The following is a 17,763-nucleotide window of genomic DNA, read 5'->3' as shown; positions in this document are numbered from 1 at the left end:
TTGAACACCTTAATCTATAATTCAAAGGTTGAGCCAGTTACCGGTTAGCCCGTTTGCCGGTTGAAGATTGACATCAGGCATTTTTTCTATTTAACGGGCTCAACGGGCTTAACCGGCTCAACGGGCCAACCCAGCTTACCGAATTTGACCGACCGAGGTGGTTGTCGGAGCCACAGGAGCCGGCTTTGATCTGGATCGACTCATTAGTATCCGCATGGTCGCTGAAGAAGACAAACTCCCCAACGACAAGCTCACGGCACAGATGACATAGCCCTGAGCACCCGCAAAAAGCAAAATGAAACCGGAAGCGAGAATGGTGAGCAGAAAAACTGAATGCCCGGCCATCACCGTTGTGGGCTTTTTCGACCAGGCAGCAAGCCCTTCGCTCTGGGCACGGATGGCCACACTCAGCGGATAGGAAACCAGGGCCACCGCGGTGATTCGGATCAACCCAAGATCGGCCGGGTCCAATTTTTGTAAGGTGACATAATACAACTCAATCAAACCGGGCAAAATAAAGGTCAGTGGGAGCAACCCCAAACACAGACCGGCTGCAAGCCCAAAACGAAACGTCAACGGGTCTTTGAGGCTTTTCGGGGGAAAAGCGAGCACCGTGGTTTGGACACGCGTGGCGGCATAGGCCACCGGGTTGGCAAGCCCCATCGCCAGATAGCAGACTGGCAGTATGCGCTCCGGATCCGGCGCTCGAGCGATAAAGGCGCCCATGATCATCGCCGAAGCGGAAAGCAAATAACCACCTACGGACAGCGGCAGATTGAACATAAACATTTCAATGGCGCGCGGAGTTTTGTCCACTGAGGGGCGCAGGGTTTTGATAAAAGGATCCGCGTATAATTTCGCCACCAGGCATTCGAGCGCTACCGGCAGGGTCAGGCAAACCACTGCCCAGACCGGCCCTACCAGACCCATGTTACTGAATATCGGTGCCAAAACGGCAGTAATGACAATGCGGCCAATGGTGGCGATGCTGGCTTTGGCGGTGGCTTTGTGAATATACATGATGACCAGAAAAGGGGTGCGCAAAAAAAATAAAAACTGCACCGGGATGCTGGCCAGCAGGGTGATTTTGGCCGGCGCTTCGATGGAAGGCGGCAAACCGATGAGGCGGCCGAAGAGCAGGTGGGCCAGCGCGGGAATGCTCAAGACGGCCTGAATCAGGATCACCCCCAAACCGGTCAGCAGAACCACGTTTCTAAAGGTGCGATAGCCTTCACGTGAAGCCGCATAGACCATGCCTGTCGTCACATAGGTAATTCCGAACATGCCTAGAAAGACCATGACAGTGGTCGATTGCGCTAGCCCGGCCAGGTTGAGCGGCCCACCGGGTCCGCGCGAGGCCACCATAGCCACCAGGGGATAGGAGAGTGCCTGGGAGGTTGCCTGAATGGCAAGCGGAATGAAAAAGCCGGTCAGTTGCCGGCTGTTGCGAGGAATTTCTGAGTCCATTTCGTCAAATTTTTTTTATGGATGTAAAAGTCTGACCACGAAGGACACGAAGCCCATAAAGGGCTTCAAAGCGAAGCGTCTATAAGCAAACTTCCTTTGATCTTCGTGTTCTTCCTGATCTTCGTGTTTGAATTGAAGTTCTGATCCGGTGTGGCATTTTTAATCGTCAAACGTACCGATCAGTTTGACTTCTCTTTCAAGTTTTACGCCAAACCGCTGCCAGACCTTTTCTTCGATTTTGCGAATGAGGCCAAGTACATCCGTGGCCCGGGCATCGTCTGTGTTCAGAATAAAACCAGCGTGCTTGGGGCTGATCATGGCGCCGCCTATGCGTTCACCCTTTAAGCCCGCTTCTTCGATTAAGGCGCCCGCGTAATAGCCCGGGGGGCGCTTGAAAACACTGCCGCAGGAAGGAAAATCCAGCGGCTGCTTTTTTGCCCGCATTGCCAGTATATCATCCATGCGCTGCTTTAGGATCGCAGCGTCTGATGGCATGAAGCGAAATTGTCCGGATGTCAGCACCACGCCTTCCAGATCAGACACCTGGCGATAACCGAAATGAATATCCTGGCGCTCAGCCGCAAATGGCGAGCCGTCTGGCAGGAAGCCATTGACATTGAGCGTTGTTTGCTCTATTTCCTGCCCGAATGCACCAGCATTCATGCGCAGCGCTCCGCCTACACTGCCGGGGATCCCCGCCATGAGTTCCATGCCGCCAAGGCCGCCATCAACGGCATGCCGGATGAGGTCCAACAGGAGGGTTCCCGCTTGGACCCGTGCAACCGGGCCATCGAAGTGCCAGCCACTGATATTGGCGCCCAGATACAGTGTAACCCCCGTCCAGCCTTTATCCGAAACCAGTAAATTTGAGCCAAGACCCATGACAAACAGCGGGATATCATGAGTGTGCACCAGCGACAGCACCTCCCCGATGGCTGATTCGGTACCGGGGGCCACCCACACCGCAGTCGGCCCACCGATCTTGTAACTGGTGTATGGTGCCAGTAATTCATCGGTTTTGACCTCGACGGCTTCCAGCGTGGCCAATTGGTCTGCTATTTTTAAAACATCCATTGGTTTGTATATCCCTGAATCATTCTCCTTGCACCCATGAAAGCACCAGATCGATTTGCGGATTGGATTCAGGAGAGGATCGGTTGTGTGTAGCTGTGTTCTGCCTAAGCTGTTGAATCAGTTGTATCACTTTTTGTCCGGAAGCATATCCATGCCGGGCGAGATAACACCCAACAACCGTGCCGGTGCGGCCAACACCTCCCAGACAATGGATGTAAACAGGTTTGCCGTTTTCAATTTTTTGATCGATGCCGTCCAGAATGCGTGCCATGTCGATGCGGTTGGGAACCCCCATATCTTTTATTGGCATGCGATCAAAGCTGACCTCAACCCCCATTTTTCGGGCAAGTGCCTGTGTCTGGGCTTCATAAGGCTTAATGGGCTTACTGTACCATTGGGTCTCATCGGTCCGCATCAGATTTATGAAATGGCGTATGCCGCATTCCAGCAATGCGCTTAATTGCGGATGGGGGTCCTGGATCAGCGCTGATCCGGGAAAGTAACCGGCCATGAGCAGATCCGGTACGACCCAGTAAGCCTGATCAAAGGGCACCTTTCTGGTTAAATCGATTTTTAAGGGTTGCGTTGACATATTGAAGATATGCTCAGCCAATATGTTTTTACTGTTGGCGAATATATTAGGCCGTTATCATTTAAAGCACATAATCTTATGGAAAGCAATTTCAGGCATCGCGGTTGACCGGACTTGATTTATTTTATCAGGGTCTTAGGTTCTGGAAGACTCTTAAATAATGGCATCCGAAACGAAATGAGATTAAAAGCGAGGTTGAAATGATTGATCAATATGCCACCGGCAGTCACATGACGGTAAACGGGACGACATACCACCAGGATCTAAAAATAATTCGCGGTGAAGTTATCGGTAATTGGTGGCGGCAGCAAGGCCACCGTCTGGCCGCTGATGATATTGGTGATATTTTGACTGCCGGACCAAAAATTTTGGTTATTGGCACGGGATACGCCGGAAATATGGCAGTGCCGGATGCCGTTCGCCAGACGCTTGAGAGCCAACAGATCAAAGTCATCGCCCAAACAACTGCCGAAGCCACCGCTACGTTTAATCGCCTGGTGGGTGAGGGGCAGGATGTGGCGGGAGCCTTCCACCTCACATGTTGATAAGGTTTCAGGTGTCGGGTTTCGGGTGTCAGACCTTCAGTGGCCACTTTCGAAGCCTTGCCACTCAGATGCGGCATTGAGCACTTGTTTTTACTGTTTTCTGATTTTAGTCTTATGTTCCCTGACACCTGAACACTGACACCTGACACCCTATCTGTAAGTTATTTATCCCTCCAACCGACAAAATTCTACCCAAGAACGATTTTGTTTGAAATCTTGTAATTTTTCAGGAGGATGGAAATGTTTAGAATCATTGTTTTTTTGAAGGTATTGATACTATCCTTGATTTTAGGGATTGCAATGGGTCAGGCGTTTTCACGGGTTATCGAGGAAAATGGCAAAACTTACATCATCGACCGGCATGGTGAACGCTGGGATATCACCCAGGCCGTATCGATTGGTTTCAAGCCCCATCGATTTGAACATGGAATTGGGCGTAATGCATTTACCCCGCTTGATGATTCTCAGTTTAGCGAAGCGAATCAAACGGCCAGAAGAAATGAACGCGTTATTGGCATTGCCGAAGGCGAGCATGCCAACGCCTATGCGGTATCCAAACTCTGGCGGCACGAAGTCGCCAATAGCCATGTCGGAGAAAAACCCATAGCAGCGGCCTACTGACCGCTTGTCAATTTAGCGGCTGTGTACAGTCGCCGGATAGATGGGCGCGCCATCGAGCTGGTGCCATCGGGCTGGACTTACGACAGCACCTTTGTTTTATACGATCGAGAAACCGGCTCATTATGGTATCCAGATAAAAAAGGTTTGAGGGGCATCCAGGGGGTTTATTATAACCGGCGCTTGCCGATGCTGGACTTTGAAGATACACGCTGGGAGAAATGGCAGAAAAAGCACCCTGAATCTAAAATTATGCAATGATACAGCTTCAAGTTTCAAAGTTTTTATCCAAAAGCTGCTGGGTTCTTGCTGCCTAGTTCGATCTGGTGAAAACGAGAACCTTAGCCCCCGATTCCTCTTCACATCTTTTATCCCTTCTATATAACTACAAAATCAAATGAATACCGCCATCAGACTGTTTGAATGGGAGCGTTTAAATATCGCTCAAGTTTTCGGTACGACTGCCGATAATTTTTCAGGAGTGGGGGATCTTAAAAAAAAGGAGGATGTTATGGAGGCTCAGGATCTTTTGCGAGTCATCAATGAACTCGAATTCATTCTGGATGATATTGACGAAATTAGCGGACAACTGGATCTGACCAGGACTGAAAACAACAAGATGTTTCGGGCCATCAACAGCATCGAAAAATCAAAAGACATTCTGGTTGATCTTTTTCCAAACATAAAGTCATTGGATTATGATGTTCGTGAAGATTTATCAGCTGAACTATTGGAATCCTAATAGGAGACGATCAAGTTCGCTGAAGTTTGTTTCGGCCACAAAGTATTTTTAGGGGGATAGGGGGCGCTGGCCGTCAAGGCCTGCTGGTAGCGATAATGAAAACACGGGTCATGCGTTTACACATTCCGGGCTATCATCTTTTGATTGCCTCGTTAAATAAATTTGCTAAAGATGATTGTGTTACGCTGTCGCTTTCAATATCTTTTGTCTTTCTGCTATCCATTATTCCGTTCTCGACGCTAAGCATTCTGATATTTGATTTTATTAAAGGATTTTTTGTTGCCAATGCAGCGCTGTCGAGCAATATCTCGGAGATCTTGGCAGAAGAGATCAATCATATCATTCCTTTTGTCTCCAAAGGTTGGATTAAAGCCCATGTCATCAACCCGGACGGCTACAGTTCCTTTAAGGCCATTAATTTTTTAATGCTGCCAATCATTAGTGGCCTTTTTTTCAAATCGCTTGAAACATCCTATCGTAGGATATTTAAGCTGCCGCCGCGTCATCTGGTTTTTGGTCAGGCTTTTTATGTTATTATCAGCGTTTTTGCCGGTCTGCTGTTCTTTATGTCCAACTTCATCTGGATAATTTTATCAACTGTGGGGTCTCATGTTTTAAATACCATAAACAACACCCCTTATGTTCATCAGATCTATAAATTGGCCATGCCGGTTCTGACTTCACATCGGATAAATCTTTTATCTGCCGTGGTCTTGATCGTTTTTTACCTGGTGACCATCAAATTGTTCTTAAATGTGAAAATACGGTTTCGGCACCGCCTGATATCAGCGATATTGTTTTGCCTGCTTTGGCTTATTGCCCGTAAACTTTTCAGTCTGCATATCAGCCATATCACAGAGGTTAGTGTCTTATATGGGTCTTTAAGCTCCGTTATTCTGATTCTCATGTGGATTTTCTATTCATCCGTAGCTTTGCTTTTTTCCGTCGAAGTGCTTTACAACCTGCATCGCGGTCATTATCAATACCGTCAATGGTAGTTGGTTCACCGGATACGCGCACTAAAAAATTCCACTTTTAGATTTTCACGCAAAGGCGCTAAGACGCAAAGACGCCAAAAGCCCATTTCTTTTACTTATAATTCTGCAGTTGCTTCTGGGCTAATCCTAACTATGTTATAAAAACCACCATTCACGTCATACCAAAGGAGCAAAAAATGAGTGAACCCGTTCGCATATCGGTAAATGAAGCCAGGCAAAAGATAAGCTCCGGCCGGGCCCTTTTGGTTTGTGCTTATGATGATGCTGAGAAATTTAAAAAGAATCAGCTTGAAGGAGCGCTGTCGTTTGCGGAATTTCTTTCCAGCGTACCAACGCTGGATAAAAGTCAGGAAATCATTTTTTACTGCGCCTGACCGAAGGAGGCGAGTGCCGCCGGTCAGGCGGCTAAACTGCTAAAAGACGGTTATGCCAATGTGACGGTGCTAAGAGGCGGTGTGGCGTCCTGGAAAGCTGCCGGCTATCAACTGGTTGATTAGGTCCTGATTAACCTTAATCATTCGAATTTAGGGAAAATATTGACATAAATGTTCGCCCAGTTTACAAGATAGAAGATCATTGCGGAACTCATATCTGATAAAGGACCTTTATATGACGTTACTGTTGCGTAATGTTTTTTGGGCGTTTTGTGTGTTGATTCTGGTTGGCTGTGCCAGCCATGGTATGCCGCGTTGGAGACATTTTCAGGGTGATTTGCCCAGCCAGGGCTATGTCGGTGTTGAAAGTGGGTTTGCTTTGTCAGCAGCCTGGGTTTCCGGCTCTTACAAAATATCAACCTCTTCACCGGTCATCGGAGTTGACGTCGACGGTCGAGAGGTGATTTACTTCGGAACTGCCGAAGGAGAGCTGGTCGCCATCAATTCAGAAGATGGCAATGAGCGCTGGCGCCGATCATTTGCCGCTGATTTTCAATCCGCTGCTATTATGTCAACACCTGCGATTTCAAGAGACGGGGACATCTATGTTGTTTCCAACCACCGGCACTCAGACGCTCGAATAAAGAGCGTCCTCCACAAGGTTGATGAATTCAGCCGAATCCGCTGGTCATTTCCGATTATGAATGACGGCTTCACCTCCGGTGCCCCAAAAATACTCACTTGGGGCGAATTCACACTTGTATTTATATATGTAACCATAGTGGATGATGGAGGTCCACAGGGCGCACTTTTAGCTTTGCGCGATAACGGCAAATCAGTTGAGCTGCTTGACAGCAAAGCCTTGGGGCGGTGCGATTGGGGCAGCGAAGTTTTGCAGGCGCGCAAGGCGGATGTGTTTAAATCAGTATCTGCTTTATGGGATATAACTTCCGCGTTTTCCCCTGGAAATGCCAATGAAAGCCCCTTGTTCCCGGATGGGTTTGTTGATCCCTCAGTAGCTGTGTTTACGGCTCGAAAATTGCCGCTGATTGCGATTGCAGACAATCTTTGCAGTATCGGCACCTTCGAATGGGATGAAACCTTATCTGTCGTCTGGCATGAATTTCACCCTTTTCAAAAACATTCCTCTACAGCCGTGTTGCCCAACGGCATGATGGTATTTGGGCGTCAAGACGGCACTGTGCTGGCACATGACATCGAAACCGGGATAAAATTGTGGTCACACGATGCCGGCCAGCCAGTATTAGCTACGCCAGCGGCAGACCCCGAAGCTCACCTTTTCCTTGTCGCCAAGGATCATATTGAAGTGCTGGATCAACAGGACGGCAGCCTCGTATATGATCAGGATACGCCTCGCAAATTTCGTCTGCCCGGCCAAACGCTTGCTTCACCGGTGGTGACGAAGAATTGCGTGTACGTATCGACAAGTGCCATGCTGACGTTCAGCTACGATCTGTCAACCCGCAGCCAGGATACGAATTTTCGGGGTAACGGACTGTCATCCCTTGCCTTGGGCAATAACGGCGCAATCTATGCCGTCGCTGACGATGGGACCATTCACAAATACTTAGGCCCTAAATAAAGCTTTGGTTCAGCTCTCAACGCTTCGTCGTTTTTAAAATTTTAATCCTTAAGCGATCTGATAGGAATGGGGCTTGGGAAATTGCTTGGCGGTCGGCAATAGTGTTATCAATTTACTTTTTTTTGTTTTTGGCAGGATCAACGGGTTTTTTTCGGGGCAACTCTGTCATCAGCTCGTGCCAGTCGCTTACGGTCTGCCCCTTCTGGGTTTCATCGAAGCTAAACCTTTTTTCAATATGGTCGGCGGCTTCGGCAATTACCGCCGGCCCACCGATGATGGCATACAGCTGAATACCTTTCTTCTCCAGGGCGTTAAGTGTTTGAGCACCCCGCCAGCGCAGCAACGGTGCATCTGGAAACGACTTTTCATCCAGCCAATTTCGGGCCATTCGAATTCCGGTATTGCGGCTCAAGTAAATGATGCGGTATTTTTTAAGCAGTTGCTCAACTGACTGGCGGCCGGCACCGGCTGCGATATCAGAGATAAATGCATCTTTAAATCCGCCTTCGATTTCAATCAGGACGGCTTTTTCGTTTTTTTTCATCACCAGTAGCAGACCATTGCCACTTTCGCCGTCTGAGGTGGCCCGCACTTTGAAGATGCCCGGGCGCTGGGGAATGTATTTTCGATACCCGTAACCATCACCGCCGGTTAAATTTTTACCCAGCCGCTGATCATCCAGATAAAATTCCACGAGTCGGCCGCCGTCAGCAAAAAGCTTTCCTTTGGTCAACACTTTCAAGTAGACTGGTGTTTCTACGGTTGTCACCCGGTCATAGACAACCACGGCGCTGAGACAATGGGTGGCTGCTAAGACTGATCCTGCGCAGATCAGCAAAACAGATACATATTTGTTTTTTAAGCAAACCTTCATCTTCACTTCCTTGACACGATTCACTCCTTTTCTTAGAATACCATTATCATGACTGACTGGGCCGAGCCAAGCAATTTTAAAGAATGGGCCAAAAGAATGTTTGCCCTGCGCCCCCTTTTGATCTTCACTCTGATCAGCGCCATTTTTATTTTGGAGCTTCGATTTGATTGGATCGAACGGGCATTGGGATCTTATCTGGTGACCACCAATTCAGAGCGGCCTGAGTCTGGCTCAATCTGGGAAAAAAGCCACCGGACCCAAACTGCCCAGCAAGCCTTGGAGCAGATTCTGATCGACCGCCAGGCCATACAGCGTGAAGCCCGCAGCGCAGCTACGTTTACGCAAATTGCAGCCAGGGTGACCTCCGAAAATGGCGTCATGCTATCAGCCGACCATTTCCGCCGGCTCTATATGCATCTGGCGTCGTCAATTGCACAGGAAATGATATCACCGCTCGACCTGTTGGCTCTTATCAGCCAGGACCGCTGGCGTCGGACGTATTTTGAAAAGTCTGGTAGTGGTTTGATGGTCTATTTACTGGATGCCAACAATCGCGTGCTGCGGCAACTTGAACTTAGGCACAGCCTGTTGTCTCAGTTGGAACGTGGCGAGGTGGCCCTGGTGGAATCTCTGGATGAGCTGCCCAATTTTAAAAACCGTATTTACACGGCCGATCAATTCTTTCATTCCCTGGAAGCATTTCACGAAGAAGCGCGTCGCAGCGTGGTACCGCACCCGGAATTGTTGCTCGCAGCGTCCGGTCAGATCGTGCGGGTTGGCATCTCCGATGAAACCCTGTCCGGTTTCATCGAACTGGGTTTTGAATTTTTTGAAGGCAGCCAGCGCCGCGTTCTGATTATACAGGGCCAGGAGTGGGCCGTCTGGCGATTGCGAGAGCACCTTGAAGGAGCAGAGAGGGATGACCTGTCCGTCAGCTTGCCAGATAAATAAACATACTACTGGATACCTTAATGAGCCTGTTTGCCGTATTTGTGCGTCGTTTTAGCATTATTTTTTATTTGGCGATAACAGTGGCCGGCTTGGGGGCCCTGCTGACGGCCGGGCTGTTTTTTGTTGCGCTCAGCGACCTGCCCCGGGTGCCGGAACCCCTTGGACGCATTATTGAAACGCCACCGACGGAAATATTCGCGGCCACCGGCGAAAGATTGATGATCATCGGCGGTCGGGAAGTCGTTCCCCTTAACCGGATTTCCCCAGATTTTATTGAGGCGGTGATCGCCACTGAAGACCACCGCTTTTGGGAACATCATGGTCTGGATAAGCTGCGCACATTAAAAGCGTTGTGGATCACCCTATTTGAGCCCGGAAAAATTCAAGGTGCCTCTACCATTACCCAGCAGCTTGCCAAGAATCTGTTTTTTAGTTACCGACGGACCTATATGCGTAAATTCCGTGAACTTCTGGTGGCGCTGCAAATTGAAACCGAATACAGCAAGCGCGAAATTTTAGAAGCTTATTTAAATCAAATTCCTTTCGGTGTCGGGGCCTATGGCATAGAGCAGGCGGCGCGATCTTTTTTCGGCAAACCGGCCCTGGAACTGAATCTGGCTGAATCCGCCTTGCTGGCCGGGCTGCCCAAATCACCGACGCGTTACAATCCCTATCGGCATTTAGCAAGGGCCCGCAAAAGACAGCAGCTGGTGCTGGCCCGCATGGTTGCAGTGGGATACATTACCGCCGAACAGGCTCAAGACGCCTCACAGGCCGATCTGCAACTGGCACCGCTTGCGGCCGGCTCCCCCAGGGGCAGTTACTTTCTCGACCTGGTTTTAAAGGATCTTGAAGAACGATACGGCCCGGAGGTGGTGTACCATGGCGGCTTGAAAGTCAGCACCACCTTAGACCCCCAGCAGCAAGCCTGGGCCGTCAAATCCTTGCAAGGCGGTTTGATAAAGCTCGATCAATTAATGGGAATACCGGGCGCAGCTGATTCCGCAACCCATCCTTCCCAATCACACCCGCAGGGGGCATTGGTGGCAGTTGAATGCACCTCCGGCGCCGTCAAAGCTATGGTAGGCGGCAGAGATTATTCGGAAACGGAATTCAACCGCGCGGTTGAAAACAACCGTCTGCCCGGCTCGGGATTTAAACCATTTTTGTATTATGCGGCCTTTGAAAAACTGAAATTGATGCCAACCAGTGTCTTTGTAGACAAACCGGTTACCATTCCGGTTGTGGGCGCCCCTGACTGGAGACCGAAAAATTTCAGGCGCGAATTTGAAGGCCCCATGATTCTAAAGCAGGCCCTTATGAAAAGCGTCAATGTGATTGCTGCTCAGTTGGTTGAGCGCGTGGGACCTGAAGCGGTGGTCGATGTAGCCCGCCGCAGCGGCATTACCAGTCCGCTGTCACCCGTATATTCTGTGGCCTTGGGCACCTCCAGTGTCAGCCCCCTCGAGATGGCCACGGCCTTTGCCACCTTTGCTACCGGTGGCGTTCACCATGAACCGTTCTGGATTCGCCGGGTTGAGGATCCCCTGGGCCGGGTGCTGGAAGAGCATATCGTCCGCGGCCAGCGTTCGCTGGATGCCAGCATTGGCTATCAAGTCATTGATATGATGCGCGGTGTTTTAACAGCTGGCACCGGTCGCGTGGTCCGGCGGTCGGGCTTTGATTTGCCGGCAGCCGGCAAAACCGGTACGACGAACGATTTTCGTGATGCCTGGTTTACCGGGTTCACGCCCACACTGAGTGTTTGTGTTTGGGTGGGCTATGATCGCGGTGCCAGCATGCGCGATGTAAATGGTGTCGGCATTACCGGTGGTCGGGGTGCGGCACCGATATGGGGGGATTTTATGATCAAGGCGACCAGCGGCGAACCGGCCCGGGAATTTATCGTTCCATCGGACATCCACTTTGCATCGGTGAACCCGGTTAACGGGGCTGTTGCCGGTCAGTGGACCCAAAAAAAAGTCAAAGTTGCATTACGCTCAGGGCAAACGGCATCCGATCAGCCGGTGCAACCCGTCGAAAAGGAGACAGGCAGCCCTGTCATCCCAACAACGGATGAATCTAAGCGCCTGCAAAAGGGCGATGAACCCGCCACACGGACGGTGGATAAACCCTTCGTTGAATCGACAGACGAATCTACGATTCGGGAAGAAGAACTACCACCGGAATAGTATGATAAAAAGATTAACCACAGAGAACACAGAGGTCACAGAGTTTTTTTAAAAAATCAAAATTTTCATATATATTAGTAGAATCTCTGTGTGCTTCGTGATCCCTGTGGTAAAAAACACAACACAAATGAAACATGCTTTCTTTTTGTAAACATATTGCCGCCCGTCTATGGTTGACGGTTTTTTTTGGAGGTGCTCTCAGTCTCTGGGTATTACCATCCTTCCAGAGCCGCATTGGTCTTGAATGGACACCTCTACCGGTTGTACTCATTATGATGGCCATGTTTTTGCTGATTGGCTGGGTTGCTAACCGCTGGGGGCTGAACACCGTCCAGCAACTCATTTATGAAGCGGGTATTTTTGAAAGAGATGGTATGGTTGCCGAGGCCGAAAATCGTTTTCAGCGCGCTCTGGCGGTTTTCGACAGTTTTTTGATTTCACCGGTGGCCAAAAAGCAGAAAGCTGTTCCGTTGCGGGCACGCATCGCGCGGTTTTATCTGGCGCGCGCCAGCAAAAGCGATGATGCCGAAGCATTTTTGGTATCGTATTTGTATAGCAATCCGCAAGACGAAGAGGTGGCTGAAAGCTGGATCGCGCATGTTGAGAACCGCGGCGGTCTCAGAGAGGAACATCAGGAACTGGCTTATCTTATCGGCCGCGCCCAGCCCCGCAACCCAACCATCCAGCCAGTGCTTGCCCGCTATTATTTGATACTGGAAAGAACCGATTTTCCGGCATTGCAAACCTATCGGCACGCGCTGGTGGGCGACAAACCGGTGTCGGCCCAATTCCTTAATGGTCTGGCAGCCCTTTTTCTGCAAGAAAGACGCGCCGACGAGTGGGCTTTGGAAGTTTATCTTAAAGCGATTGAAAAAAGCGACCACCGGCCGGCCATACTGAAAGGGATTGCGGCGTGTGTGCGCTGGATTTCGCCTGGCGAACACAACAAGCCAATGTTGCAACAGGCATACGCACACCTGGAAGGCCTCGATGCGGCTGAGATAAAGAAAATGAGCACCGGATTTAAGCCCCCGGTTCAGCCTTCCGCACCTCGAGATGCGCAGCTGTCGTTGCAAAAGCGTACCTCGATTTTTAAAACCGCCGGCGCAGTGCTGCAGACATTTTATGAAGATGTTACGGCTGTGCCAGCGTGGATTTTACGGTTGATTCGTCGGTCCTTGCAATCGACGCGATCAAGAAAAGCGCTGGCGGGAGTTTTACTCGCCGGTTTGGCAGTGGCGGTTATTATATTGGTGATCAACACAGTGACGCATCTGGTCAAGGTTGAAAAGCCAGTCGCTCAGAAAGTAGAAAAGACTCCCGAAGTCATCACGGACCCGTTTACCCTGCAGGTGGCGGCTTATCTGAAACCGGCCTATGCCCAAAAATACGTCGAACAATTAAAAAAACAAAACCTGGACGCTTACTGGAGAGAAGCTATCAGCGCCGATAAAAAATGGTACCAGGTTCGGATTGCGCATTTTCCCGATAAAAAATCTGCTCGGGACTTTGGCGAATCGCTCAAAGCCCGGGGGATCATCGACGATTATTACGTGGCCAATTATGTTGCGCCCTCAAAGTAGGTCGCAGATGACAGAAGACAGAGGGCAGAAGATAGAGGACAGATGACAGATGTTTGATTGGTAAATGACGCGAAAATGTCATTTGACAGACGCGGGTGGCATTTTTTTAGAGGCGGCAAATCGGTTATAAGATTTTGGAATAAATAAGTATTTAACACGTAGAACATAGCCACTTTCTTTGAAAACAATATCTATTCAATTTCATCCTCGTATCTTGACGTCATTCATGCTATATTTGTTTCTAATCGCATAGGCAGAAGCTGATCGGTGGTAACTGCACAGTTAACCCTTCAGAAAATCAAGGATACCCTCCATAAAACGCACCATTCTTTATGCATCCTTGACCCATAAGCCTAATTTAAAAACGGTTTCCCTGTGTTGTTGGGAAAACAGCCCCATATGATGTTTCTTTGCGGGAGGGAGCATTAAGTGAAAGATTTTAACATGTTATCAAGATTAAAAAAGGGAAAAACAGGTTTCAGTGACATCGATTGGCCACGATTTGATCTTTCGAAAATCCAGTGGACCCGCATGCCCAAGCTAAGAATCGGTGATTCGGTCGCCAGACTCCCGATTGTTCAGGGCGGAATGGGGGTTGGCATATCCCTGTCAGGTTTGGCTTCAGCGGTTGCCAATGAAGGCGGCATCGGGGTCATTGCGGCAAATTCAATCGGGATGCTTGATCCTGAATATTATGCCACGCATCAAGATGCCAATGCCATTGCCTTAAGAAAAGAAATCAGAAAAGCAAAAGAGATGAGTTCGGGAATCATTGGTGTTAATATTATGGTTGCTGTGAATGATTTTTCCGCGCTTCTGATGGTCGCCATCGAGGAGAAGGTCGATATCGTTTTTCTCGGTGCCGGGCTTCCGATCAAGGGGATTCCGGTTGAGGCGCTCAGGTCAGCGGGGGTCAAAGTGGTTCCGATCGTCAGCTCTGCCAGAGCGGCTGGTCTTATCTTCAGATCCTGGCTGAAAAAATATAAGGATGTCCCCGACGGTGTTGTTGTAGAGGGGCCAAAAGCGGGCGGGCATCTGGGATTTAAAACCGAGCAAATCGATGATCCTGATTTTGCCCTCGAGCGTATTTTGCCCGAGGTTGTTGCCGTGGTCAAGGACTATGAGGATAAATTGCACCGGACCATTCCGGTCATCGCCGCCGGTGGTGTTTATACGGGCAGTGATATCCACAATCTTTTCAAACTGGGTGCCAGCGGTGTTCAGATGGGCACACGGTTCGTGGCCACATATGAATGCGATGCCGATATCCGCTTCAAGGAATCATATGTCGCCTGCAGCGAAGATGATATCGAAATTATTAAGAGCCCCGTCGGTATGCCGGGTCGGGCGATTAAGAGCCAATTTCTGAGGGATATATCGGCCGGCAAAAAGATGAAAATTAAATGTGCCTGGAAGTGCCTTAAAAGCTGTGATATCAGGACCGCCCGCTATTGTATCTCATTGGCGCTTGATAACGCCAGACAAGGAAATCTGCAGGATGGGTTTATTTTTGCCGGAAGCAATGCATCTAGGATTGAAAATATTATTTCGGTCAAAGAACTGTTACATGAGTTGCAAACACAATACCTGAACGCCAGAGAAAAAGGAGCCGGTAGTCTAAGGAGCGAATATGAAAGCGCTCTAGAAAGGCTTCGTGCTCTTAAAGAGGAGTACCTGGTAGCATTGAAAAACGGCGTTAATGCTTTGAAAGAACAATATGACATAGATATTGAGAAGGGGGCCAACACTTTCCGTTTGGAATATTTAGCGGTGCTGGATAAGATCAATTCTCTCAAGAGCGAATATTTGAAAGCGCTTGATAATGCCAACACCTTAAAAGATGAGCTTACCAAACTGTTTGAACAATATGGATTGTTCAACAGGCTTCAACCCCAGGAAATCTAAATCACGCTATGCCTTTCGTTAGATTCTCGCTTCCGGCTGTTTGCGGTTGATTTGGGCAGCAGCCAAAGCATTGAACCTCTGTCGTCTGACACCTGACACCCGAAACCTGCCCGCCAGGCCGTGGCTTTCCAAGCGAAGGCTGGACACCTGCCTGCCCGCCGTAGCTTTAGCGAAGGTGGGAAACTTACTCAGAATTGGGATCCTGCTGACGCACATATTCAAGCAGCTGCTTGGCCATGCCGGATTTAACCTGAATGGCATCGTAATCGATGCGCACGTTGTTTAAATACTGCAAAATCAACGCATCACCATCTTTGAACCCCTGCGGCAATATACCGGCAAAGAAAAATCCCAGCCTCTCTATTTGCGCTGTGGTGCTGGCAGTTAATGGATCTGACAGGTTCAAGAAGAGATTGATAATTTCGATTTTTTTAAGGCACAGCTCACGGATCTCGTTTTTCAGCGCTGCAACACTATTTTGACCAAAACCGTCGATGATAATTCGGGCATAGCGCATTGATCCAAAGAGTTTAATTTTGAACTCAGCTTTTGCGGATTGAAGGATCACTTTATCTGACGCGCTTTGCTGGATGATTGGCGTAACACCCAACTCCGCGTACAAGTCTGTCATAATGTCTTTGTGATGCGGCACCGCATAAATGCGGTGAGAATGTGCCGCTGGTGGTTGTAGATACAAAAACTGCACCAACATACTCACACGCTGAGAAGCGCCAGCGTTCATACCCTTAAAAACAGTATTCGGCGGTATTAATCCCAGTCTTAAGCCGCAATCCCTGAAACCGAAACCGTGCACCGTATGCTGCGATACGGTGTGGTTGGTAACCGCCTCGCCGAAAGCGCCTTGGATGCCGCGGGTTTTGGCCTGATCCAAAAGATATCGGGTAATATTGCGAAAGCAACCCAAAGAGCGGTACTCGGGTTTGACCACGCCCTGGGCCATTTCTACAATTTGCGGGTTTTCATCCCAGAGCTGAAAGACACCGTAGCCGGCAATGTCGTCATCATCTGCAATGGCAACGGCCGAATACACCTGGCCGCTTTGATTTAAGGCAATAATTTTTTCAGGATAGTAGACATAATCGTGGGGATAGGTGTAACCGTAGGTCTTATAGATGGTTTTGGATACCTCCGGGGCGTCGTCCGATCGCAATTGCCGTACGTGGCATTTGAATTCACCAGGAGATGTCGCGATCGGCGGTGCTTGCGGTTCATATGGCTCCAAATCGCAGGCGGCGTAATAGTCGGAAACACTTTTGTTGTTTAGATGTTTGATTAATACCAGCTCTTTGCCGTCCGGCCCCAGGTTATTGAGTTGAATTTCATCCAGGTATTCTTGCAGCCTAAAAAAGGATTCGGTGATGTTGGGTTGATCGCCCTGTGGGCTATCGGTGCCGAAGGGCAGGCCTTTGTCCCTCAGGCTCACTTTTAGGCCTTCAGGGACCCTTTCACAGATGATTACCATGAACCCTTTTTCTGAGGGTTCGAAGGAGTAATCCAGCAATGCGTTAATCGCTCCGATGACTCCGTTTTCAAGCGCCTTTAAGTCCGATGATGTCATCCCGATGGCCCGAGCTATTTCAGACACGTAAATGGCTGCTGCGGTAGCATATTTGGGGTCGTTGGGGATTTTTATGCTGGAATATTCGCATTTTTTGGCCACTTTACTCCTCCAGGGGCTTTACGAGTTCGACGTTATGCTGCTTGATGGATATCGAAACATCAGAAAGAATGCTTTTATCGGGAGTAGACTTGTCGAATAGGGCTGGAAAAGGCCAATGTAGAGGCCATAAAAGCAACCCCCCTGGAACGGGTTCGCAGGGGGGATTTTTTGCTAAAATTGAGTCGCTTTATGCGCTGCTATCAGATTTGGGTTGGCTGATCAGATTTAAAGCGTCATGCATACCGGTCGGATGCCCGGTATTTTATGGCACTAACCGTTCTTTTTTGATTCCTTTTTGGCGCTTTTAGCGGTCGTTTTACCGGCGCCTTTCTTGGTAGAAGCATACCCGTCCGCGTACCATCCACCACCCACCAGCTTAAAAGAGCAGGCAGACATGATTTTTTTAGCCCGTCGGTTACAATGGGGGCATTTGATGTGCTTGGTATCCATCGGAACCAAGCTTTCGGTGACGATGCCTTCCGGACACTGAAATTCGTAAAACGGCATTTAGATCCTCCTAAATAAAAGCCTTATATCAATCAGCAGTGTTACTAAGTCTCGCTT

Annotated in this window: 16 protein-coding genes; 10 read left to right on the top strand and 6 right to left on the bottom strand. The window is 49.2% G+C overall.

What is annotated here, in order from left to right; genetic code table 11:
- Positions 1-135: 135 nt before the first annotated feature.
- From QNJ26_02715 to QNJ26_02705, 3 genes are all read right to left on the bottom strand, one after another.
- Positions 136-1,467 (bottom strand): hypothetical protein, encoded by a 1,332-nt coding sequence (locus QNJ26_02715; protein MDJ0984431.1) that lies wholly within the window; start codon positions 1,465-1,467, stop codon positions 136-138.
- A gap of 159 nt (positions 1,468-1,626) precedes the next feature.
- Entirely contained in the window at positions 1,627-2,541 is a 915-nt protein-coding gene (gene murB / locus QNJ26_02710; protein ID MDJ0984430.1) for a UDP-N-acetylmuramate dehydrogenase, read from the bottom strand.
- Between the two features lie 19 nt (positions 2,542-2,560).
- The gene (locus tag QNJ26_02705) at positions 2,561-3,133 is read right to left on the bottom strand and encodes a dual specificity protein phosphatase family protein (GenBank protein ID MDJ0984429.1); all 573 of its coding nucleotides are present in this window, start codon (positions 3,131-3,133) and stop codon (positions 2,561-2,563) included.
- Positions 3,134-3,333: 200 nt separating this feature from the next.
- On the opposite strand from QNJ26_02705, the gene QNJ26_02700 reads away from it, so the two are divergent.
- The 6 genes from QNJ26_02700 (at position 3,334) to QNJ26_02675 (ending at position 8,013) form a co-directional block, all read left to right on the top strand.
- On the top strand, positions 3,334-3,678 hold the full coding sequence (locus QNJ26_02700; GenBank protein MDJ0984428.1) for an MTH938/NDUFAF3 family protein: 345 nt from the start codon (positions 3,334-3,336) through the stop codon (positions 3,676-3,678).
- A gap of 300 nt (positions 3,679-3,978) precedes the next feature.
- A complete protein-coding gene (locus tag QNJ26_02695; protein MDJ0984427.1) occupies positions 3,979-4,557 on the top strand; it encodes a DUF3179 domain-containing (seleno)protein in 579 nt (192 codons plus the stop codon).
- Between the two features lie 136 nt (positions 4,558-4,693).
- Entirely contained in the window at positions 4,694-5,038 is a 345-nt protein-coding gene (locus tag QNJ26_02690; GenBank protein MDJ0984426.1) for a hypothetical protein, read from the top strand.
- Between the two features lie 95 nt (positions 5,039-5,133).
- A complete protein-coding gene (locus QNJ26_02685) occupies positions 5,134-6,036 on the top strand; it encodes a YihY/virulence factor BrkB family protein (GenBank protein MDJ0984425.1) in 903 nt (300 codons plus the stop codon).
- 176 nt (positions 6,037-6,212) lie between these two features.
- Positions 6,213-6,410 carry a hypothetical protein gene (locus QNJ26_02680; protein ID MDJ0984424.1) on the top strand — a complete coding sequence of 66 codons (198 nt, stop codon included), beginning with the start codon at positions 6,213-6,215 and terminating at the stop codon, positions 6,408-6,410.
- A gap of 235 nt (positions 6,411-6,645) precedes the next feature.
- Positions 6,646-8,013 carry a PQQ-binding-like beta-propeller repeat protein gene (locus QNJ26_02675; protein MDJ0984423.1) on the top strand — a complete coding sequence of 456 codons (1,368 nt, stop codon included), beginning with the start codon at positions 6,646-6,648 and terminating at the stop codon, positions 8,011-8,013.
- 112 nt (positions 8,014-8,125) lie between these two features.
- Here the strand turns inward: QNJ26_02675 and QNJ26_02670 are convergent, their stop codons facing one another.
- Positions 8,126-8,887 carry a hypothetical protein gene (locus QNJ26_02670; GenBank protein MDJ0984422.1) on the bottom strand — a complete coding sequence of 254 codons (762 nt, stop codon included), beginning with the start codon at positions 8,885-8,887 and terminating at the stop codon, positions 8,126-8,128.
- Positions 8,888-8,935: 48 nt separating this feature from the next.
- Between QNJ26_02670 and QNJ26_02665 the strand changes: the two genes are divergently transcribed.
- From QNJ26_02665 to QNJ26_02650, 4 genes are all read left to right on the top strand, one after another.
- Complete coding sequence (locus QNJ26_02665) at positions 8,936-9,838, top strand: hypothetical protein (protein ID MDJ0984421.1); 903 nt, start codon at positions 8,936-8,938, stop codon at positions 9,836-9,838.
- A 20-nt stretch (positions 9,839-9,858) separates the two neighbouring features.
- Complete coding sequence (locus QNJ26_02660; protein MDJ0984420.1) at positions 9,859-12,030, top strand: PBP1A family penicillin-binding protein; 2,172 nt, start codon at positions 9,859-9,861, stop codon at positions 12,028-12,030.
- A gap of 272 nt (positions 12,031-12,302) precedes the next feature.
- Positions 12,303-13,613, top strand: coding sequence for an SPOR domain-containing protein (locus QNJ26_02655; GenBank protein MDJ0984419.1), 1,311 nt, complete (start codon positions 12,303-12,305; stop codon positions 13,611-13,613).
- Positions 13,614-14,057: 444 nt separating this feature from the next.
- On the top strand, positions 14,058-15,518 hold the full coding sequence (locus QNJ26_02650; GenBank protein ID MDJ0984418.1) for a nitronate monooxygenase: 1,461 nt from the start codon (positions 14,058-14,060) through the stop codon (positions 15,516-15,518).
- Between the two features lie 184 nt (positions 15,519-15,702).
- Here QNJ26_02650 and QNJ26_02645 read toward each other — a convergent pair whose 3' ends face one another.
- Both QNJ26_02645 and QNJ26_02640 read right to left on the bottom strand, forming a co-directional pair.
- Entirely contained in the window at positions 15,703-17,199 is a 1,497-nt protein-coding gene (locus tag QNJ26_02645; protein MDJ0984417.1) for a hypothetical protein, read from the bottom strand.
- A gap of 270 nt (positions 17,200-17,469) precedes the next feature.
- On the bottom strand, positions 17,470-17,706 hold the full coding sequence (locus tag QNJ26_02640; protein MDJ0984416.1) for a zinc ribbon domain-containing protein: 237 nt from the start codon (positions 17,704-17,706) through the stop codon (positions 17,470-17,472).
- Positions 17,707-17,763 lie beyond the last annotated feature (57 nt).

Source organism: Desulfobacterales bacterium, assembly GCA_030066985.1.
In the GTDB taxonomy this organism is placed as follows: Bacteria; Desulfobacterota; Desulfobacteria; order Desulfobacterales; family JAHEIW01; genus JAHEIW01.
This window is presented reverse-complemented; position numbering and strand designations above follow the sequence as displayed.